Genomic DNA, 21,968 nt, shown 5'->3' on the forward strand with positions numbered 1-21,968 from the left:
ATGAATGACTTGTCGTCCGGCCAGATTTATTCCCGCCCACTGGCCCAATACAGGAACGGATCCCGTTATGGAAAAAAGAAAACTGGGTCGTACAGACCTTGAAGTGAGCAGCCTGTGCCTCGGAACAATGACCTGGGGTGAACAAAACACCAAAGCCGAAGCCTATGAGCAGCTTGACTATGCCGTCGATCAGGGCATCAACTTCATTGACACGGCCGAGCTATATCCGGTTCCAAGTCGGGCCCAGACCCAAGGTCGTACCGAGGAAATCATCGGCGACTGGATGAAAGACCGTGGCAATCGCAGCGACATCATTCTGGCGACAAAAATCATCGGCCGTTCCGAGAATGACTGGTATCGTGACGGCGGTGTTGCACCACGTCTCAATCGTGCGCAAGTGCTCGAAGCGGTTGACAAGAACCTGAAACGCCTGAAAACCGACTATATCGACCTTTACCAGATTCATTGGCCAGATCGTAAAGTCACCCAGTTTGGCTCAAACCCGCTGATCTATTCCCATCCGGGTGCAACAGAAGACGAAACCCCGATTGCCGAAACCATTGCAGCCATGCAGGAATTGGTAAAAGCCGGCAAAGTGCGCCATGTCGGCCTTTCCAACGAAAGCGCCTGGGGCATGATGAACTATCTCAATGAAGCGGAAACAGGGACAGGCCCGCGCGTTGTCTCCATTCAGAATGCCTATAGCCTGCTCAACCGCACATTCGAAATCAATCTCGCGGAAATCGCCATGCGCGAACAAGTCGGCCTGCTTGCCTATTCATCACTGGGACAAGGTGTCATCACGGGCAAATATCTCGACGGCAAACAACCGGCCGGGGCCCGCATGACCCTGTTCAAGAATTTTGGTGGCCGCTACCAGACCATCGGGGCAGAGCCAGCTGTCAGACGGTATCTCGAGATTGCTGAGAAATTCGAAGTCGACGTCGCCCAAATGGCGCTCGCTTTCGTTCTCAGCCGTCCATTCACCACCTCCGTCATTCTGGGGGCGACCAAGATGGAACAGCTGAAAACCGACATCGCATCCCATGAGTTCAAACTGACCGACGAAATGAAAAAGGAACTCGACGCGGTCCATATGCTGCATTCCAACCCTTGCCCATAAGCCTGGGAAGGAACAGCACCGCCACCAGATCCAATTCTGGCAATTGATATGTCAGCGCGTCCCGCCCTGTTCTGAAGGGCGGGGCTATCCACAAACAAGGCTTTGAAAATGCACGCAAATTTGCTTGGGGCAAAGCTTTCAAAGCAACGTCATATTTTTTCGGCTATTGTGTCAAAGTGACAGTTCTGAAGTGATTCGACCGGGACTATCAAGAGCTTTGAACGAAATCATTTCGACTGCAACAAGTACCAGAAGCAAATGTCTGCAAACAAGCTTCTGGATTTGACGAGACAGACTTTATTCTGCCCCCACATCCATTTACGGGAGCGAAATGATGCCACGCTTATTTGCCGGTCTGGAGATCCCCAAGGATATCACCACACTATTGTCCCTTCAGAAAGGCGGCCTTTATGGCGCCCGGTGGGTGGATGAATCCAACTATCACATTACCTTGCGATTCATGGGCGATGTTGACTACGGTCTGGCCAACGAGATCGTCTTCCAGATGTCTCAGATCCAGTATCCCGAGTTCGATCTCTCCTTGAGAGGTTTCGGCTCTTTCGGTTCGAAAAAGCCCCATTCGGTTTTCGCAGCGGTTCAGAATAGCCAGGAGCTGTATCTGCTCCATCAGGAAATTGAACGGCGAATGCGCAAGCTGGGCCTTCGCTCCGACAAACATGACTACACGCCACACGTAACTCTGGCGCGTCTCAAGAAAACTGCCGAGCCGATTGACGTTGCCAATTATCTGGCAATGCGAGGCAATTTCCAGAGCGGCAATTTCAGAGTTCCCCGTTTCGTGCTTTTTTCATCGCGTGACAGCGTGGGTGGTGGGCCTTACGTGATTGAGGAAACCTTCGACCTTCTCTGAAGCGAAAAGGGCTCTCGAAGAGCCCTTTCCCTACTTGCGTTAATCGGCTTTTTGCAAACTAACCAAACTTAACGAACAGTTTGGCATAAGCTGGCTTCAACCCGCCAACGGCCTTTTTGACAGCCTCCGGATCATTGGCTTCAAGCGCATTGCGCAACTGATCGATGGAGCCTTCAAGACCTTTCAACAGGCTGCCAAACTCCTCATTTTCACGCAGGGCCTCGGGCGCATGAGCGGCAAGATCTTTCGCCAGATAGGTCAGAATGCCAAGCTTCTCACGAAGATCGCCACGCAACGCATCATTCCAGTTGTCTGCGGTGATCTCCGTCCCCATCACATGTTCCATTTCCGTATGATAGGCATTGACGAAGTTGCTGAAGACACGCACGCCATTGCGATCTCTCAGGCCATCAAGCTGATCACGGATCTCTTCAAGCACTTCATGGGCTTCCAATATCTTGCCCTGCATGGTCACATTTGCCGCCTCGTCGGCAATGGCACCAATCTTCTCAAGGGTCGCAGTCCAGTTTTTCTCGCCCGCATATTTCGCTGGCGCCGATGTGTAATTGGAAAGGATGGTTCCGGTCCAGACAGACTGGAATTTGGCGATGGCCTTCTTTGTCGCCTCCTCGTCCTTCTGATTGCTCTTGAAAAGCGCAACGCGATAAGCTGCATAGGCCTTGTCCACATCGCCATCGAAATCGGCAAAGGAAATCGAGCTTGACCCGATCAGCAGAACACCCCCTAAAAGACAAGAAACGAGTCGGTCCATTTTACATCTCCATAGTTAGGTATATTCGGAAATATAAAAACATAGATTGCAGACTATTGCTGTCCCAACCCGGTGCCTCGTAAAAATTATCAACGAAGTTTTTGTAACAGAATGTCGCTTGCCTCATCGACCATCTGATAGACATCTTCAAAAGCATCACGCCCGCCATAATAGGGATCAGGAACCTCATTGAATCCCAAGCGCTGGCTGAGCCCGCAATAATCAAGATAGAGTGCCAACTCAGCGGTTCCGTCACGCGGCTGCGACTTGCGCAAATCGGCAAGATTGTTCCGATCAAGAGCAAGGATCAGATCGAAGGCATAATAATCTTCGAGCCCGATTTGGCGGGCCCGCAGTCTGGAAAGATCGGTACCGTGCGAATGTGCAGTCGCCACCATACGCCGATCAGGTGGATTTCCCACATGCCACGCACCGATACCTGCGCTATCAAGCAGAAACTGTTCTGCAAGGCCATTCTCTTCAGCCTTGTGCCTCAAGACACCTTCAGCCAATGGCGAACGGCAAATATTGCCAAGACAAACAAACAGAACTGAGGTGGGACGAGTGGCTATCATTTCATATGTCTCGCGGCGTATCATTAGAACCGACCGTTCAGCTTCAACCTATTCGCCAAAAGGCTTAGTCGCAAGCCTTTTTCGGCCCAAAACACCTCTGTTTCCCGATTGAGGACACTAGTCTTGCCGGCACCATGCCAATGCACACATAAGCTGTTTCTAGTCAAACAATACTAAAATCATCGCAAGTGCAAGAAGGTGTTTCCGTTCTAAATATGGTGGAAAAAACAATATTTTTCAAACAAAGGATAGTAAACAGAAAATGAACACTAAAAAAGCCGAATATTGACCTTTGCAGCATTGAGCAATTCTAGGTTCATTAACAAATTTATTATAAATTACAAAAAACTAAACCCGGAGGAAACATGCCTTACTTCGTAGATGATAAAAAATTCGAAATTAACCTGATTTCGTTTCTGATGGAGTCGGTAGAGCAAGGCATCTCCGTCATGAACAAGGAACTCAACATCCTGTTCATGAATCGCTCCGCCTGCAAAATGATGGATATTCCGCTCAGTCTTCTGCAAAAGGACAGTTCTCTGGAAAACCTCTTCCGCCATTTTGCCGAACGGGGAGATTACGGGCCCGGAGATATTGAGGAACTCGTCGATCAACGCCTGACCCAGGTAAAGAAGACAACAAATCTTCTCGTTGAACATGAAGCGCAAAATGGCCGGATCGTGCAGATTCAGGAAAGCAAGGTCAACGATGACATCTTCGTCGCGATCTATACGGACGTCACCGAACAGCGCGCCTATGAGGCGCGGCTCGAAGCGATTCAATATGAATTGGAACTGAAACTCGAAAACAGTCTGAAGGAAGTAAGCTACAATCGCGACTTGCTGGTCAACGCGATCAACGCGATCGATGACGGCATTATCCTGTTTGACGAATATGATTGTCTGGTCCTTGCCAACACCAGAATGCAGGACCTCTATCCCAGCCTCAAGCGCCACCTGATCCAGAAGTCTCACATCGACAAGATCGAAGGGTTTGAGTTGCCCAAACCCGCAGAATCCCTGGAGGAAGCATTGGTCAGGGGGAGCCGGCGCAACGAAGTCAAGCTCAAGAATGATCACTGGTATCGCATCGAACAATCAGCAACCGTCAATGGTGGGAAGATCGCCATCTTCTCCGATATCAGCACCTATAAAGAGCAGACCACCAAACTCCAGCAACATACGAACGAGCTGGTCAAACTGCTGCAAAAAGAGATTTCCCTGTCCGAGACTCAACGCGAATTTGTCACGATGGCCTCGCATGAATTCAAGACGCCACTGGCCATCATCGACAGCAATGCCCAGCGCATCGAACGAAAGGCGGGCGAATTGTCTCAGGATCGCCTGCTTCAGAGAATTTCCAATATCCGGGAATCGGTGGAACGCATGCAATATCTGATCAACCGTTTCATGGATTTTTCCAGCGAGGAAATTGCCGGTCTGAAAATGGAGGCCAAGAAACAGAATTTCCGCTCCACAATCGAGCGCCTATGCATGACACATCAGGAAATGACGGGCAATTTCAACATACACTGGGACTTGCAAGCCTTGCCTGAATTTGCCAACTTCGATCAGAATCTTCTCGACCAATGTGTCAGCAACATTCTGTCCAACGCCGTTAAATACTCGGACGAGGGCGCCCCCATCCATATCATGGGGATAAGGGATGATCGCAACATAAAAATCGAGATTTGCGACGAGGGCATAGGAATTCCGAAAGAAGAATTGGGCAAGATCTTCAATAAATACTATCGTGCCTCGAACTCAAGCGGCAAGGCAGGCACCGGGATCGGATTGAATTTCACGCAAATGGCGCTCAAGGAACAGGGTGGACATCTTGAAGTTGAAAGCACATTGGGTAAAGGGTCCTGCTTTACCATCTTCCTGCCTCTTTCCATCACAGAAGAAAAGGCCCCCAAACAGTCGAGCGCAGTAACAGATGAAACCATCTCTGGCAAAATCGCATCCTGATCGGAGAAAAATCCATGCCTGAAAAAATTCTATGCATCGAGGATGAAGCCCTCCTGCTCGAAGACATTGTCGAGGAGTTGCAGGATGCAGGCTACCAGACCCTCAAGGCCGCCAATGGCAAGGAAGCCATCGAGACACTGAAATATGAAACGGTTGATCTCATCCTGTGCGATATCATGATGCCGCTTGTTGATGGGCCAACGACGCTCAAGCTTGTTCGCGAAAGACTGCCTCAGCATGATGAAGTGCCGTTCATTTTTCTCACCGCAAAATCAACCCGGGAAGACATTCTTGTCGGCAAAAAGATGGGCGTTGATGACTATCTCACAAAGCCCATCGACTATGACCTTTTGCTGGCAACCATCAAGGCCCGCCTGAGTCAGGTCCATCGCATCAAGGAAACCAATGAAGCACGGCTGAAACGCATCTACAATGCGCTCAAGGAAAATCACGCAAAAGAACCTCTTTCCATCGCGCTCGTCGCTCCATCCTACAAATATGTCAAACCAATCGAACAGGCTCTAATGGATCTTGGCTGTCTGGTCGAGTTCATTCAGGAAGAGCATTTGTCCGTTCGAAGAGATGCGGTAGAGAAAAACGATCTGGTTTTCCTCGTCTACAGCAAGATCGTTCACTATTATCTGACCGGCTTGATCAACACACAGACCACGCACGGACGCGGAAAAATGGTCCTGTTGAACAAGGGAAATATCGAGAAAACGTTACGGGACGCATTTGTCGACCTCGGCATTGGCCAGATCATTGATTATCCCTACCCACCCGTTGCCATTTTCAAGGCGATCCTCGAAGCGACACAAAACAAGTCCTGATCCGGGAGCCAGAAGGGAAGATACGAACCCGTTCGACAAGGAAACGGGTTCGCTTGTCTCCGTCTTCTTCCTATTGGCATCTTTTGGCAAGAGGCTTGCCCTGCTACAAAGACAGTCAGACGAACAGCCGACCGATCCGCTCTCAGACAGATGCTCAATTGCCTTTGTCCGTGAGATCCTGATCGAGCACATTAGCGCGCATTGGCCTGAACACAGTCCGACACATTGAAAGACCCGTCATGAAAAACAAAGTCCAGCTTATAACCTATGTCGATCGCCTGTCGCAGGGCAATTTCAAGGATTTGAAAAAGCTGATCGATGGACCATTCAAGAGCCTGTTCGGAACCGTTCATGCCCTCCCCTTTTTCGATCCCTTCGACGGCGCCGATGCCGGTTTTGACCCCAAGGATCACACGATCGTCGATCCAAGACTGGGAAATTGGGATGACGTGCGCGCCTTGTCCGAAAGCGTCGACGTCATGGCGGATCTGATCGTCAACCATGTCTCGGCTGACAGTCCCGCCTTTCAGGATTTTCTCAAGCATGGCACGGCATCGGATTATGCATCGATGTTTTTGAGCTTTGAGTCCGTCTTCCCTCAGGGGGCCAGGGAATCCGACCTGATGGCAATCTACCGCCCGCGCCCCGGCCTGCCTTTCACCTATGTAACCCTCGCCGATGGTTCAAAACGGCTCATCTGGACCACATTCACCGAGAAGCAAATCGATATCGACGTTCATAGCCAGAAGGGCGCCGCCTATCTCGATCAGATCCTCAAAAGCTTTTCCGAGGCTGGAATCCGCAGCATCCGCCTTGATGCGGCCGGGTATGCAATCAAGAAGCCGGGTACCAGTTGCTTCATGCTTCCCGAGACATTCGATTTTCTGGAACAGCTGACCAACAAGGCAAAAGCCTATGGCATGGAGGTGCTGGTCGAGATCCACAGCTACTATCAGGACCAAATCGAAATTTCGAAAAAAGTGGATCGCGTCTATGATTTTGCTCTGCCGCCCCTGATCATGCATGCGCTTTTCACCACAGATGCCGCACCGCTCGCCCAATGGCTCGCGATTGCACCCCGCAACGCGCTCACGGTGCTTGATACCCATGACGGCATAGGTGTCATTGATGTGGGGGCCCATGCAGATGGCCGCCCCGGTCTGCTCAAGCCCGAGGCCATCGACGCGCTCATTGAAACCATGCATGAAAGAACCAATGGCAAGTCCCGACAGGCAACCGGAGCGGCAGCCTCGAACCTTGATCTCTATCAGGTCAACTCGACCTATTTCGACGCACTGGGTCGTCGCGATGATGAATATCTGATTGCCCGGGCCCTGCAATTCTTCGCCCCCGGCATTCCGCAGGTTTATTATGTCGGCCTTCTGGGGGCCGAAAATGACATGGAATTGCTGGCAAAGACCAATGTCGGCCGTGACATCAATCGTCACTATTTCGCCGCGGATGAAGTCACCCGAGCCCTTGCCACACCAATGGTCAAGTCTCTTGCCAAGCTTATCCATTTCCGCAACACGCATCCGGCCTTTGAAGGTCATTTTGATATTGAAACCCCCTCGTCCAATGAGCTTTGCCTGACATGGACAGCCGGAGAGCACTGGGCAAAACTGATGGTCAATTTCTCGGCACCATCTGCTGAAATCACGCATTCGGGTGAAACGGGTACCCTCACACTCACGCCCGGATAAGGACTTCGACACGGCAAAGCCAGGCCGCCAATAGCCAAACCCGCTCTCTAAAAGGGTAAAATTGGAGCATCTTTTTGCAACGGATGAAAATATCGGCAGAAATAGTCTAATTTTGGACCATAGTATTGAGTAAAATTTAGGCAGGATAACCGGTGCATTATCATGAGCATAAGCTTGAACAAGCATAACATACTGAAATAATGAATTTTTGAATGAATTATGACTCTTGGTCCGGAACTTGCTTTTTATTTGTTCCAAACATTGTTCAGTACCGTTTCAAGCTCAACAGGACAGTTTTTTTTGCACTCAGACAGCTCGATAAGAAAAATCAAATCTTAAGAAAAAGAATAGACAAAAGAGCAACTGCGGAAAAAGCAGGCAACGCGAGCGATTGAAGCGCCAACAAAAAGGTGCATCGCGTGAGTAATTATGATCCCTGCGCATTTTTTTGCGAAATGTCGAGTAATATGTCGGCACGCAGCTCGCAACTGGAAGATATCTGGGAGCGATTTGATCAGGCAGACTTTGACACGCTGAAAATGCGGTCCAAGGAAGCGGATCTCGAGCTCTTCAATCTTGGGGTCACCTTCACCGTTTATAGCGACAAGAATGTGATTGACCGCGTCTTGCCGTTCGACATCATTCCCCGTGTCATCACGGCCACCGAGTGGGAAACTCTCGACCGGGGAGTCGTACAGCGGGTTGCCGCGATCAACGCCTTTTTGCACGACATCTATAATCAGCGTCATATTCTGAATGACGGCATCATTCCGCCCGAGCTGGTACTGGAAAACTCGAATTATCGCGAAACGATGATTGGCTTTGAGCCTGCGGGTAAAACCTATACGCATATTTCGGGGACTGACATCATTCGCGATGACGACGGCAAGTTCATGGTGCTGGAAGACAATGTGCGCTCGCCCTCCGGCGTGTCCTACGTGGTCGAGAACCGCCATTTGATGGAACGGTCATTCCCCGATCTTCTGGCCAATCTCAAATTGCGCAAGGTCTCCGACTATGGCACCAACCTTTTCATCAAATTGTGCGAATCAGCCCCGAACGGATGCGCTGACAAGGACAATCCGCAAGTGGTTGTCATGTCGCCAGGCATGTTCAATTCTGCCTATTTCGAGCATATCTTCCTTGCCCGGGAAATGGGGGTACCTGTTGTTGAGGGGCAGGACCTTTTCTGTGACGATGACAAGGTCTTCATGAAAACCATCGGCGGCCCGCGCCGCGTGGATGTCATCTACCGGCGCATCGATGACGATTTTCTCGATCCCGATGTCTTCAGGCCGGATTCCACTCTGGGGGTCAAGGGTCTGGTCAATGCCATGCTCAAAGGCAATGTTACCATAGCCAACGCATTGGGAACGGGGGTTGCCGACGACAAGGCGGTTTATGCCTACATGCCGCGCATCATCAAATATTATCTCGATGAGGAGCCGATTCTGGACAATGTGAAGACCTATATCTGCCGCGAGAAGGATGCCCTTCTCTATACTCTGGCCCATATGGACGAACTCGTTGTCAAACCGGTTGGCGAATCGGGCGGATATGGCATCACCATCGGGCCAAAGGCCACAAAGGAAGAACTGGACGAGGCCCGTGCTGCACTTCTGGCCAATCCGAGCAATTTCATCGCCCAGCCGATGATATCGCTTTCGGTCTGCCCGACCCTTGGTGAAACGGGTCTGGTACCGCGCCATGTTGACCTCAGGCCCTTTGCGATAACCGGTCGCGGAACCTGGGTCCTGCCTGGCGGCCTCACCCGCGTTGCCCTCAAAGAAGGATCGCTTATCGTCAACTCCTCGCAAGGCGGGGGAACAAAGGATACCTGGGTGCTCGCGGAAGAAATGAGCCTCAAGAACGAAGGAGCTGACGCATGAGCATGCTGTTAAGTCGCTACGCCGAGGCCCTTTTCTGGTTCGCGCGTTATATCGAACGCTCTGCCAGCCTTGCCCGTATTCTCAATGTTCAGGCCAGCTTCTGGCAGGATCATTCCAATCAGGAAAACTGGGCATCAATCCTGTCACTTTATGCGGACACCGATCGCTTCAATGAAGCCCACGGCACGATTACCGCACAGAAGGTGGCCAAATTCTACATCACAGACAGGGAAAATCCCGGCTCGATCCTGTCCTGCCTGTGGGCTGCCCGCGAAAATGCCCGTCTGCTGAGGCCACTGATTTCGGTCTCCATGTGGTCCTATATCAACGTCTCCTATAATGAAATGAAACGGCTAAGCGAACGGGATCTGGATGCCGCTCGCCTGTCGCGCACGTGTGAATCCATCGCCAGAACCTGCGACGCCATCATGGGCGTCACCGAAGGCACCTACTATCGTGATGCCGGTTGGCGCTTTTACCAGCTGGGTCTGTGGATCGAGCGCGCAGACCAGACAAGCCGTCTTCTTGACGTCAAGGTCGCACAGGTAGCCTCCCATAATGGCCTTGATCAGTCGGACACCATTGCCGACGCCGAATTCTGGAAATTGCTGCTGCATTCCTTCGAGGCCTACCATGCCTTCCAGCGCTCGAAGTCCGGCCGTATGGATCCCAGAAAAGTCGCCAATTTCCTGATGTTCAACCAGAGTTTTCCCCGTTCTCTGACCCATTGCATCGGTGAAATTCAGGACATGCTAAACGATCTCTATATGGGCTTCCAGCTGCGCCATGTCGCCTCCTGTTATGAGCAGGTCGAAATGTTGCTCTATGAGCTTGAAGCAGCCTCCAATGATCCCCATCTGCACCTGCGGTTCCACGGTTTCAACGACAAGGTGCAAAATCGTCTGTTCGCGATCACGAACAGTCTGGGCAAGTCATTCTTTGGACATGAAACCCTGTCTCAGGATACCGAACAAACTCAAACCCAAAGTCAATCTGCAACGGAATGACATTTCCTTGTTGCAACGATCTGGTTTTACATTGGCAAGGTTAGCGAAGACCAACTGCGGTTGGCTCGAAACAAAGGCGTTTAGTATATGTCAATTCATGCAGCTCTGACCCACAAGACCAAATATAGCTATGACCGTCCGACCGGCATGGGTCCGCAAGTCATCCGTCTGCGTCCTGCGCCTCATACACGCAATCAGATCCTGTCCTACTCTCTGAAGGTTGAGCCCTCCGACCACTGGATCAACTGGCAGCAGGACCCCTTCGGCAACTTCATGGCGCGGATCGTGTTCCCGGAAAAGGTCGATTTCTTCGAGGTCACCGTCGATCTGGTCACCGAAATGTCGGTCATCAACCCGTTTGACTTCTTCATCGAGGAAAGCGCCGAAAACTATCCCTTCATCTATGAGAAGGGGGAGAAAAAGGATCTTCAGCCCTATCTGGAGCTTGGTGAAAAAACTCCGCTTCTTGCAAAGCTGCTTGAGGAAATCGAGCCGATCCACAAGGGCAAGGAGATCAAGACCATCGATCTTTTGGTCCAGATCAACCATTTGATCGAACAGAAAGTCGACTATCTCATCCGGATGGAAGCGGGCGTGCAGGCCCCTGAAGAGACCCTGACAAAATGTTCCGGCTCCTGCCGTGACAGCGCCTGGCTGCTGGTCCATGTTCTGCGTCATCTGGGGCTGGCTGCCCGTTTCACCTCGGGCTACCTCATCCAGCTCAAACCCGATGTCAAACCGCTGGAAGGCCCGGAAGGCACCGACTATGACTTCACCGACCTGCATGCCTGGACGGAAGTCTTCATTCCCGGTGCCGGCTGGGTTGGCCTCGACCCGACCTCCGGTCTTTTAACCGGCGAGAGCCACATTCCCCTTGCCGCAACACCACATCCGATTTCAGCCGCTCCCATCACTGGCGCCCACGACAAGGCCGAGGTGGAGTTCGAGTTCGAAATGGATGTCAAGCGCATCTATGAGCGTCCGCGTGTCACCAAACCCTACACCGATGAGCAATGGAAAGACATCAACGCAATGGGCGACGTCGTCGACGAACGCCTTGAGGCCGGTGATGTGCGCCTGACCATGGGTGGCGAGCCGACCTTTGTCTCCATTGACGATTATGAAGGCGATGAATGGAACACCGCTGCGGTTGGTCCAAGCAAGCGTTACTACGCAGAAAATCTCATTCGTCGGCTGCGTGACCGGTTTGCCCCCGGTGGGTTGCTTCATTTCGGTCAGGGCAAATGGTATCCCGGCGAGCAGCTTCCCCGTTGGGCCTTTGCCCTTTACTGGCGCTCCGATGAAGAACCCCTATGGGAAGATCCCGCGCTGATCGACGAAGAAACACCGCAACAACCCTCTGACGCCAAAATCGCAGAATGCTTCATCTACAAGCTGGCGGAAAATCTCAAGATCGACAAGAAATGCGTTTTGCCAGCCTTTGAGGATCCGGCCCATTTTGCTCTCGTGGAACAGAAGCTTCCCGTTGAGCTTGATCCCGCCAACAACAAGATTGACGACCCGGCAGAACGCGCCCGCGTCGTCAAGGTGTTCGAACAGGGACTGTCAACTCCGGCTGGTTTCGTGCTGCCTGTCCAGGCCTGGAATTCGCAGAGCTTCGGCCGCACCTGGATGTCGGAAATCTGGAAATTCCGCCGCAACAAGCTCTATCTCATTCCCGGTGACAGTCCGGTCGGCTTCCGCCTGCCTCTGGGCTCTCTGAGCTATATTCCGGAAACCCAGTTCCCCCATGTCATCCCGATGGACCCTCATGCCGCCCATGCAGCTTTGCCAGCCCGTGAAGCCCTGCTGCGTGACCGTCGCAAACCCTTCACGCCGCGCGCCAAACTGAAAAAGATCGAACCGGCCAAACTGCTCGAAGCACCGGAAACACAATGGCATGAGACCGAGCATCAGACCTTCGTGCCGCTCAATGAAGTCTCCGGCCATGTGCGCACCGCTCTTTCGGTCGAACCGCGTAATGGCCATCTTTGCATCTTCATGCCACCGCTTCACAACGCCGAGGATTATGCGGCGCTCGTTGCTGCAATTGAGGAATCGGCCAAGGCAATCGGCCATCCGGTCCATATCGAGGGCTATGAGCCTCCCTTTGATCCGCGCATCAATGTCATCAAGGTCACACCGGATCCGGGCGTTATCGAAGTCAATATTCAGCCCGCATCAAACTGGAAGGAAGCCAGCAAGATCACGCAAATTCTGTATGAAGAAGCGCGCCTTGCCCGCCTTGGTACAGAGAAATTCATGCTGGACGGTCGCCACACGGGAACCGGAGGTGGCAACCATATTGTCCTTGGTGGTGTGACGCCATCGGACAGCCCCTTCCTGCGTCGGCCTGATCTGGTTGGCAGCCTCATCACCTATTGGCAAAACCATCCGAGCCTCTCCTATCTCTTCTCCGGCACCTTCATCGGTCCGACCTCGCAGGCACCGCGTGTTGACGAAGGCCGCCATGAAAGCCTTTATGAATTGGAGATTGCGCTCAAACAGGTTCCTCTGCCGGGAGAGGGGTTCATCCCGAACTGGCAGGTCGACCGTCTGTTCCGCAATTTGCTGATCGATGTCACCGGCAACACCCACCGCGCGGAAATCTGCATCGACAAGCTCTTCTCGCCGGACAGTTCAAGCGGCCGCCTTGGTCTGGTCGAATTCCGCTCTTTCGAGATGCCTCCCCATGCCCGTATGTCGCTGGCCCAGCAATTGCTGCTCCGAGCCATCATCGTCCGGCTCTGGGAAAATCCATACCGCAACAAGTTGATCCGCTGGGGAACGCAACTGCATGACAAATTCATGCTTCCCCATTATGTCCGCGAGGATTTCCGCGATATCCTTCTCGATCTGGAACTGCATGGGCTCAAACTGGATGAAGGCTGGTTTGCCCCCCACTTTGAATTCCGCTTCCCCCGATATGGTGCGGTCAATTACGAAGGCGTCGAAATCGAATTGCGCCAGGCGCTCGAACCCTGGAACGTCCTTGGCGAGGAAGGAGCCATCGGCGGCACGGCCCGATATGTGGACAGCTCCCTTGAGCGCGTCCAGGTCAAGGTCAGCGGTCTCAACCCCGAGCGTCACGTGCTCGCCGTCAATCAGGTTGCCGTCCCGCTGCAAACAACAGGACGCAAAGACGAAGCCGTTGCGGGCATCCGTTATCGTGCATGGCAACCACCATCCTGCCTGCATCCGATGATCGGCGTCCACACACCGCTCACCTTCGACCTTCTGGACAAATGGAATGGTCGTTCTCTCGGCGGATGTCGCTATCATGTCGCCCATCCCGGTGGTCGTGGCTATGAAATCTTCCCGGTCAACGCCTATGAGGCGGAAAGCCGACGGCTCTCGCGCTTTGAAATGATGGGACATACCCCGGGCAATACCCAGCCCATCCGACTTGAGGACAATAACGAGTTCCCATTCACACTCGATCTTCGCCTCGCGTCCGTTATTCGGTAGCATATACAGAAAACCAACGTCTCTTCCTGCAATCGGCTTGCATGACATCATGTCTGCCGATTGCACAAAACCTTGTGTTTTCACGCAAGGGAAAGACCTCCGCCGCGGCAAAACCGCCCTTCCCAATCCATTCCCGAATTCAGGCCGGTCTTTGCGAACAGACCATGTGGCATCCGAACACCACTCGAGGGAAGCATCTGGATCATGTCAGAGCTTGCCCGGAGACAGAACCAGCTACATGAGATTGGAGATCGGGGCTACAAAGGTGTAAGAGCTTCATCTGTTTGAAAGCCGAAAAAGTGAAATTGTCATGTGGACTCCTTTTCAATTGTCGCTAACATGATATCTCGACCCTTGACCGCATTATCATCGTCTTTGAATTTTCACAAAACCGGTGGTAAAAACAGGGACTGATTTCCAACCGACCCGGTTTCGACAAGAGACTGTTCAAAATGGGAAATCAACGGATCAACTTGTCTTATTGAACAAATCTCATGGAGCGAGAATGGAGTTGGACAAGGCAACAAAGCCGGACAATTCAGAATCTGGCAATGCCGCAACAGCAAAAGCCAATTCTTTGGCGGGACCGATCCCCTATCAGACCATTCCGGGCGTCCATGATGAAATGATGGATTCGTCCGGTTCCATCATGTCCCATTGGCAGCATTGGTTTGAAGCCTTTTCCAGTTGGTCCCCGGCCGAACGCAGCGCCCATTCCGATGAACTGAATGAAGTCGTACGCGAAACCGGCATCGCCTATGACCTCTTTGCAGATCCCAACGAAACAGCACAGCCTTGGTCGATCGATCTTGCCCCGCTCATTCTTGCGCCGACCGAATGGCAATGGTTGAAAACGGCTCTGGCACAACGCGCGCGCCTATTCAATGCCATCCATAATGACATTTACGGCCATCGACGCCTGTTGCATGAGGGCTATCTGCCAGCAGCACTGGTCTTGAGCGATCAGTCCTATTTGCGCCCCATGCGATGGCATCAGAGCGCCTATAACGGCGTTCAGTTCTATGCCGCCGATCTGGCAAAATCCGCCGACGGTACCTGGCATGTGCTGGATAACCATACCGAGACACCCGCAGGTCTTGGCTTTGCGCTGGCCAACAGGATCACACTCACCCATTGCGAGGGCAACCTGTTTCGCAAAAGCAACGCGATCCGTCTTGCCTCCTATTTTCAGCAATTGCAGGCGACGCTGAACAAGCGCACAGGTCTTGATGATCCCTATATCGCCATACTGTCACCGGGCCCGGAACATCCGGACTATTTTGCTCATGCCTATCTTGCCCGCTATCTCGGCTATCTTCTGGTCGAGGGGGGCGATCTGGTAAATCAGAACAATCAGATTTGCCTCAAGACCCTTGCTGGCCTCAAACCCATCGACCTGATCATCCGCTCCATTGAAGGGGCCAATGCGGATCCGCTGGAACTCAATCCCGCAGGTTTCGACGGCACGACTTCCATGCTTCAGGCCATCAGGAATAAGGGAATCATCATCGCCAACCAACTCGGCACATCCATCGTCGAGAACCGGGGCTTTGCACCCTATCTGCCGGAGATCTGCAAATATCTGCTCGGCGAAGAGCTGATGCTGCGTGAAGCCCCGCGTTGGTGGCTGGGAGACAGGCAGTCCAGGGACTTTGTGCTGTCCAATCTGTCAAACATGCTCATTTCGGACGCCCATGAAGGATCTGGACGCCCCGGCGAAGCGCGCGCCGCAATAGATGGTGCGGCGCTGTCTCCGTCAGAAAAGACGGAGCTGATCGACAAGATCGCCCTGTTTGGCAACAGCATGGTTGCCGGTCAGAAGATGAACTATGCCACGACGCCAAGCTGGACCGGCGACAAACTGGTGCCTCGCCCCTTTGCGATCCGCTTCTTCGCATCCCGCAAGGAACAGGGCTATGACGTGCTACCCGGTGGCCTTTCGATGTCGGTCAGCGCCGAACAGGCAATCGGCCTTCATTCTCCTGAAGGATTGACAAGAGATGTCTGGGTCACTTCGGACACCAAGCTTGAACCCTTCGAAAGCATATGGGCAAGTCTTGAAAGGCAGGGAACCCATTCACGCGCGGGCCGGTCTTTGCAAAGCCGCATTGCAGATAATCTATATTGGCTGGGACGCAATGTGGAACGGGTAGAATGGCAATTCCGGCTCTGTCGGCAGGCTCTGAGCCGCCTCAATGAAGACAGCGGACCGGAAGAGGATCAGCGCACGATCATTTCGGCCCTCAACACGCTCATCCTGCGGGCACCAAAAGCAGCCGTTTTCGATGCCGGTTTTGGTGGCATGAACGAAGTGGAACGGTTGGTCCGCACGATCCTTTACGGCAAGGACAGAGCTTACGGATTTCAGGAGAGCCTTTCCCACATGCATCGACTGGCCGGGCTTGCCAGAGACCGCATGTCATCGGAAGCCTGGCGCATTCTCAACGAATTTTTTGCCGACAATCGTTGGCACAAGGAACCGGGCTTCATGCATACCGGTCACGTCGTGGATCTGCTCGACAAGGGCTTGATGATTCTTGCCGCTTTCTCGGGCATGACAATGGAAAACATGACGCGCAACTATGGCTGGCGTTTTCTGGACATCGGCCGACGCATCGAAAGAGCGGAAAATTTGAGCGGCCTGCTCAATCGTCTGATCTTTTCATCCGGCATGTCATCGGATGCACCGCGCCGCCTGATGTTCATTCTTGAGGTTGCCGACAGTTTCATCACCTATCGCTCGCGCTATCGCATATCACCCACATTGGCTGCCGTGATCGATCTGCTGCTGCTTGATGAAACCAACCCCCGGTCTGTCGCCTTCCAGATATCAGCGCTTTACGACCATGTGAACTCTCTTCCCAAAGAACCTGAAGTGGGGCTGCGAAGCGAGGAAAATCGTCTGGTTCTGGAACTGTTGACCGAATTGCAATTGTCGGAAGGAAACACGCTGGCGCATATCCCGCATCTGGATCAGAACAAGGATCTGGAACAGATCATCAGCGAACAATGCCCCCTTGAAAAGATGCTGAACAATCAGATCACCAAGCTACCGCAATTAAGTGAAATCCTGACGCGCCGCTATTTCACCCATACCGAAGAGCAACCCCAACGGATTTGATCGGACGAAAGGTACAAACTTGTCATGCGCTATCGGATTGCTCACAAGACGGATTATGGCTATTCGACCCCTGTCGCCCAGTCAAATCATCTGCTTCATCTCAGCCCCTGCACCATTGAAGGCCAGACCATCGAGAAGCACGAAATCGTCATTTCGCCAACACCGGCCAACAGGCATGATTTCAGCGACTATTTCAACAATCCGGTCATTCACCTGACAATCGAGGAATATCACAAGCTTCTCTCCATCCACGCCTGTACCATCGTCACTGTCGAGCGGGATCAGACCGAACTTCTGAAACTGTCACAATTGCCCTGGGAATCCGTGCGGGATGCGATGTCTGATGCAGACCATGTCGCAGAAGCGGAATTTACCTGCTATTCCAACTTTACCCAGCCAACCGCCGAGATCGCCGCCTACGGGGCTCAGTCCTTCGCGCCCGGACGCGCGATGATGGACGCCGTTCTCGATCTCACCCGGCGCATTCACGAAGATTTCGACTATGACGCCACCGCAACCGACGTCTTCACCCCGGTGACACAGGTCTTCAAGCAGAAAAGCGGGGTCTGTCAGGACTTTGCCCATTTCGAACTCACCTGCCTGCGGGCCTTGGGACTCCCGGCCCGCTATGTTTCGGGCTATTTGCGCACCTATCCGCCGGAAGGCCAGCCAAGACTTGTGGGAGCGGACGCGTCCCATGCCTGGATATCGGCCTGGTGTCCCGAAGCCGGTTGGATTGATTTTGATCCCACCAACAACAAGGTGATTTCCGACGAGCACATAACGCTGACAATCGGACGCGACTTCGGCGACGTCAGCCCGATCTCGGGCATCATTCTGGGTGGTGGCAACCACATCATTGATGTTTCGGTGGATGTGATGCCTATCGATGAGAATGGCAACGAAATCGGCTCTTCGTCAAACGGCCAGATGCAACAGGCCATGAAACCGAGCAGTCCGGCACTGAGCCCCCCACTGCCCCAGAGTCAGGGCCCCGTCGAGGGTCATGTCCAGGAACAGAGCCAAAGCCAGACATCAGACCAGATCGGACCTGTCAAACCGGTCGCGGCGGACCGCACTTATTGAGAGCGCGCTCACAAGTGACTTTTGAGCATCAAGCTTGCGCAATGACCGGACCTTTCTTTTTCGCCAGATTCCTGCTCCATATGCGACCAGGTTCCTCAATATAGCGATAGGTGAAATAGGCCAGCACAATTGTCACACCAAGCATGACAAGCTGCGACAGATCCCCCAGCCAGAGATTACCACCAAATGTCAGAATGAGCCCCGGTTCGCTCCACCATTGAGAATAGTCCATCGTAAAGAGTTCAACGCCAGCGAAATGTTCGAAAACCTTAGCTGCCGCTCGGCTAACAGAGCGAACGAGCGCATGGACCAGATAGATTGAATAGGAAAGCGTCCCGACAAACAGAAATGGTCTGGCAGACAACAATTTGCTGACAACCCCCGCTTGTCTTGCAAAAACCAGAACGACCACAGCAAACAAGAACGGAACGACAAGCAGATAGGAACGGACCTGATCCCAAAAAACGGTCAGGTAAAGGGCAGTGCCGCCTATTGCGACAATCTCCAAAAAACTATCGAGGACCGGAGAGGAACGCCGGGTCAAGCCGGGAAATATCTCTCGCAATCTGAAGCATATGATCCCAAGTGCAAATCCTTCGAGACACCGGATAACCCCCAAATCGAAAGTAGAGGCCATTCCAAATGCACTGACTTTTCCAAGAATGACAGGCCCTGCGAAAATCGGCACCAGCCAAGGCAAGATTGATCGTCCGGCAAAGGGAATGATCAATGCAAACACCAAATAGGCCGCAAACTCGGTGCTGATCGACCAACTCGGAAAATTCAGCCATAAACCAAGGTTGACGCCAAAACCATGGATCAACAACACATTGGTTGTAAGCGCCTGCCAAAACTGAGAACCCACACCGTCCTTGACCGCATCAATTGCCAGAAATGGCAGCATCATGGCAAAGTGCAAAGGATAAATCCGGCCCAGACGCAAAATAAGGAAACGCCCTGCTCCGAACCCATCAGCCAGGCGATGTTGATAATTTGCTGCAATGACAAAACCGCTCAGGACAAAGAAAAAATCAACAAACAGATAGGAAGCATTGATCAGCCCGATATCACTTATGTGGCTAACGACTCTGAAGTGATAAAGTGCAACCATACAAGCGCAAATGCCACGCCAACTATCCAGAACATCAAACCGATCCGACTTCATGACCATCTCAGACAAACTCACGTTTGCTGAACAGTATAGTATTGTATTCTTAAATTTCCGTTCGGTTCTCTAGGCAAAACCAGCCACATTCCCGCTCCGTGGAGGCTGGTTCGACAATTGCCAAGAGGGAAAAACATGGAGGGAAGCGGCAGAAACGTCCAAGCCAAAAAGAAAGGCCGCTCACTTGCGTGAACAGCCTTCTTTTAAAATGGAGCGGGCGATGGGATTCGAACCCACGACCCCAACCTTGGCAAGGTTGTGCTCTACCCCTGAGCTACACCCGCGAAACTTATTCAGGTTTCTCAAACCCTTAGCGACAAGCATTCGCTTTCAGAACAGCGCTCCTCGCCGTCCGTGCGAGCTTATATGTACGACCTGAGGGGCAATTGCAACAAGGAAATTACAAAAAAATGCTTTTTTCCCAATCGCTGTGCATTTTTTTCACAAACGGTGAAAAACTTCGTTTGCACGAAACCATCTCATATCCCGCTTCGACTTGCACCACCTCTCCGAACACCCTATTAGGAGAGGTAAAAAGACGCATTCAACAATTCCACAAGATGATGGGCACATTCCGTTCCTCCGCTAGGTTGCCCGTTCCCACCCTTTGAGACCCCGCCATGACAGCAACGCCGAAATTTGGCCGACAGGACTTTCTCAACTTTCTCTCGGACCTTGGAATCGAGACGACGACCCATGATCACGACGCTGTTTTCACGGTGCAGGAAAGTCATAAAATTAAGCAGGATCTGCCCGGAGGTCATTCGAAAAACCTCTTTCTGAAAGACAAAAAAGGCAAGATAATGCTGGTTGTCTGTCTCAATGACACAGAGGTTGATCTCAAGAGTTTTCACAAGAAATATGATTGTGGTCGCGTCAGTTTCGGCAACGCTGATCTGCTTTGGCAACATCTGGGTGTTCGACCCGGATCTGTCACACCCTTTGCGCTCATCAACGACAAGGACGAGCATGCAGTCAACCTGGTGCTGGACGCCAACATGATGACCCACGCGCTTCTGAATTTCCATCCGCTGGAAAATACCGCAACAACAGCCATCAACCGCGAAGATCTTTTGTCATTCTTTGAAGCGACGGGCCATCAGCCCACCATCCTCAAGCTGGAAAAACCGCAAGAGGCAGAGGACATTTCCTGATCCTTCATCCTTTTCCTGCAAAAACGCCAAATAACATCATGGCATTCGCCCCAATTGGGCATTGAACAAAGCTCGAGCCTGTCCCATATTGAGGCCAACAAATCGCAAGGCATACAATATCAATGATATGCCTCTTGAAGACTGTCTGTCCTGGTGCACACCAAAGGCAGATGATCAGGCACAGCCCTAAACGAGAAGGCCCGTCCCGATGAGCAACAACACCTATGGTTATGGCAGCGGCATGTCCGCCAATTACACGACGACGGCAGGCAACGGATCGCAGTCGTTCGACAAACCAGCGCCCAAGACGGCTGGAAAACCGGCCAAGGATACTGGCCCGCTGATCAGGGACACCAGCACCGAAACCTTCATGAGCGATGTCATCGAAGCCTCCAAGACCACCACGATTCTCGTGGATTTCTGGGCTCCATGGTGTGGTCCGTGCAAACAGCTGATGCCAAATCTGGAAAAGGCTGTCACCGAGGCCAAGGGCCGGGTCAAGCTGGTCAAGCTCAATATCGATGATCACCCTGCCATTCCGCAGCAAATGGGAATCCAGTCGGTTCCCGCAGTTGTCGCCTTCAAGGATGGACGGCCCGTTGATGGCTTTATGGGTGCCCAGCCGATGAGTCAGATCAAGGCTTTCATCGAGAAAAATGGCAGTGAACCGGAAGCCGATCCAATCGAAGAGGCCTGCAAACAGGCTGATGAGCTGCTGAAAGCGGGCAACCCAGTTGAGGCAGCACAGATTTTTGGCTCCATCATGCAGCAGGATCCGGAATATCTCCCGGCTGCAATCGGCTTGGCCAATTGCCTGTTGGCCAACGATGAAGTCGAGCGCGCGCGCGCATTGTTCGACCGGTTGCCCGAAGAAGCTCACAAGGAAAAGGCCATGGCGGCTCTCAAGGCTCGCCTGGAGCTGGCCGAACAGAGCGCCGATCTTGGCGATCTTGGCGAACTGGAAGCCAAGCTGCAAGCCAATCCGGAAGACAATCAGGCAGAATTTGATCTGGCCATTGCGCTCAATGGCAGCAACAGGCGCGAAGAGGCCGTCGATCATCTCATCGCCGTCATCAAGCGCGATCGCGAATGGAATGAAGAAGCGGCCCGCAAGCAGCTTCTGCAATTTTTCGAAAGCTGGGGCGTCATGGACAAAGCCAGCGTTTATGGCCGCCGCAAGCTGTCCTCGATCCTTTTTTCATAGGATGTGGCTTCTCCCCCCTGAACGGGAGAG

The 21,968-nt window shown here is 52.5% G+C and carries 15 protein-coding genes and 1 tRNA gene; 12 read left to right on the top strand and 4 right to left on the bottom strand.

Translation table 11 applies throughout. The annotated features are described in order from the left end of the window. Positions 1-67 precede the first annotated feature (67 nt). Both ACHZB8_RS01710 and thpR read left to right on the top strand, forming a co-directional pair. Positions 68-1,123 (top strand): aldo/keto reductase, encoded by a 1,056-nt coding sequence (locus tag ACHZB8_RS01710; RefSeq protein ID WP_316858292.1) that lies wholly within the window; start codon positions 68-70, stop codon positions 1,121-1,123. 334 nt (positions 1,124-1,457) lie between these two features. Beyond that, entirely contained in the window at positions 1,458-1,994 is a 537-nt protein-coding gene (thpR, locus tag ACHZB8_RS01715; RefSeq protein ID WP_316858293.1) for an RNA 2',3'-cyclic phosphodiesterase, read from the top strand. A gap of 58 nt (positions 1,995-2,052) precedes the next feature. Here thpR and ACHZB8_RS01720 read toward each other — a convergent pair whose 3' ends face one another. Further along, a complete protein-coding gene (locus ACHZB8_RS01720; RefSeq protein ID WP_316858294.1) occupies positions 2,053-2,766 on the bottom strand; it encodes a hypothetical protein in 714 nt (237 codons plus the stop codon). A gap of 89 nt (positions 2,767-2,855) precedes the next feature. Next, positions 2,856-3,341, bottom strand: coding sequence for a low molecular weight protein-tyrosine-phosphatase (locus ACHZB8_RS01725; RefSeq protein WP_316858295.1), 486 nt, complete (start codon positions 3,339-3,341; stop codon positions 2,856-2,858). A gap of 365 nt (positions 3,342-3,706) precedes the next feature. On the opposite strand from ACHZB8_RS01725, the gene ACHZB8_RS01730 reads away from it, so the two are divergent. The 8 genes from ACHZB8_RS01730 (at position 3,707) to ACHZB8_RS01765 (ending at position 18,415) form a co-directional block, all read left to right on the top strand. Continuing rightward, positions 3,707-5,311 carry a PAS-domain containing protein gene (locus ACHZB8_RS01730; RefSeq protein WP_316858297.1) on the top strand — a complete coding sequence of 535 codons (1,605 nt, stop codon included), beginning with the start codon at positions 3,707-3,709 and terminating at the stop codon, positions 5,309-5,311. A 14-nt stretch (positions 5,312-5,325) separates the two neighbouring features. After that, entirely contained in the window at positions 5,326-6,141 is an 816-nt protein-coding gene (locus ACHZB8_RS01735; protein ID WP_316858299.1) for a response regulator, read from the top strand. A 239-nt stretch (positions 6,142-6,380) separates the two neighbouring features. Beyond that, positions 6,381-7,844, top strand: coding sequence for a sucrose phosphorylase (gene gtfA / locus ACHZB8_RS01740; RefSeq protein WP_316858300.1), 1,464 nt, complete (start codon positions 6,381-6,383; stop codon positions 7,842-7,844). A 467-nt stretch (positions 7,845-8,311) separates the two neighbouring features. Then, entirely contained in the window at positions 8,312-9,733 is a 1,422-nt protein-coding gene (locus tag ACHZB8_RS01745; RefSeq protein ID WP_316858302.1) for a circularly permuted type 2 ATP-grasp protein, read from the top strand. Next, positions 9,730-10,740, top strand: coding sequence for an alpha-E domain-containing protein (locus tag ACHZB8_RS01750; RefSeq protein WP_316858303.1), 1,011 nt, complete (start codon positions 9,730-9,732; stop codon positions 10,738-10,740). Before ACHZB8_RS01745 ends, ACHZB8_RS01750 begins: the two co-directional genes overlap by 4 nt. Before the next feature lie 87 nt (positions 10,741-10,827). Further along, positions 10,828-14,208, top strand: a complete 3,381-nt coding sequence (locus ACHZB8_RS01755; RefSeq protein ID WP_316858304.1) for a transglutaminase family protein — start codon at positions 10,828-10,830, stop codon at positions 14,206-14,208. A gap of 505 nt (positions 14,209-14,713) precedes the next feature. Next, positions 14,714-17,329, top strand: a complete 2,616-nt coding sequence (locus ACHZB8_RS01760; protein ID WP_316858305.1) for a circularly permuted type 2 ATP-grasp protein — start codon at positions 14,714-14,716, stop codon at positions 17,327-17,329. Between the two features lie 24 nt (positions 17,330-17,353). After that, the gene (locus ACHZB8_RS01765) at positions 17,354-18,415 is read left to right on the top strand and encodes a transglutaminase family protein (protein ID WP_316858306.1); all 1,062 of its coding nucleotides are present in this window, start codon (positions 17,354-17,356) and stop codon (positions 18,413-18,415) included. Between the two features lie 28 nt (positions 18,416-18,443). Here ACHZB8_RS01765 and ACHZB8_RS01770 read toward each other — a convergent pair whose 3' ends face one another. Together ACHZB8_RS01770 and ACHZB8_RS01775 are read right to left on the bottom strand one after the other, a co-directional pair. Then, a complete protein-coding gene (locus ACHZB8_RS01770; RefSeq protein WP_316858307.1) occupies positions 18,444-19,580 on the bottom strand; it encodes an acyltransferase in 1,137 nt (378 codons plus the stop codon). Between the two features lie 209 nt (positions 19,581-19,789). Further along, positions 19,790-19,864: transfer RNA gene (locus ACHZB8_RS01775), tRNA-Gly, on the bottom strand. Positions 19,865-20,200: 336 nt separating this feature from the next. Here ACHZB8_RS01775 and ACHZB8_RS01780 point away from each other — a divergent pair. Together ACHZB8_RS01780 and trxA are read left to right on the top strand one after the other, a co-directional pair. Then, positions 20,201-20,734 carry a prolyl-tRNA synthetase associated domain-containing protein gene (locus ACHZB8_RS01780; RefSeq protein WP_316858309.1) on the top strand — a complete coding sequence of 178 codons (534 nt, stop codon included), beginning with the start codon at positions 20,201-20,203 and terminating at the stop codon, positions 20,732-20,734. Positions 20,735-20,942: 208 nt separating this feature from the next. Next, positions 20,943-21,938, top strand: a complete 996-nt coding sequence (trxA, locus tag ACHZB8_RS01785; RefSeq protein ID WP_316858311.1) for a thioredoxin — start codon at positions 20,943-20,945, stop codon at positions 21,936-21,938. The last annotated feature ends 30 nt before the right edge of the window (positions 21,939-21,968 follow it).

The organism is uncultured Cohaesibacter sp., assembly GCF_963556055.3.
Taxonomy (GTDB): domain Bacteria; phylum Pseudomonadota; class Alphaproteobacteria; order Rhizobiales; family Cohaesibacteraceae; genus Cohaesibacter.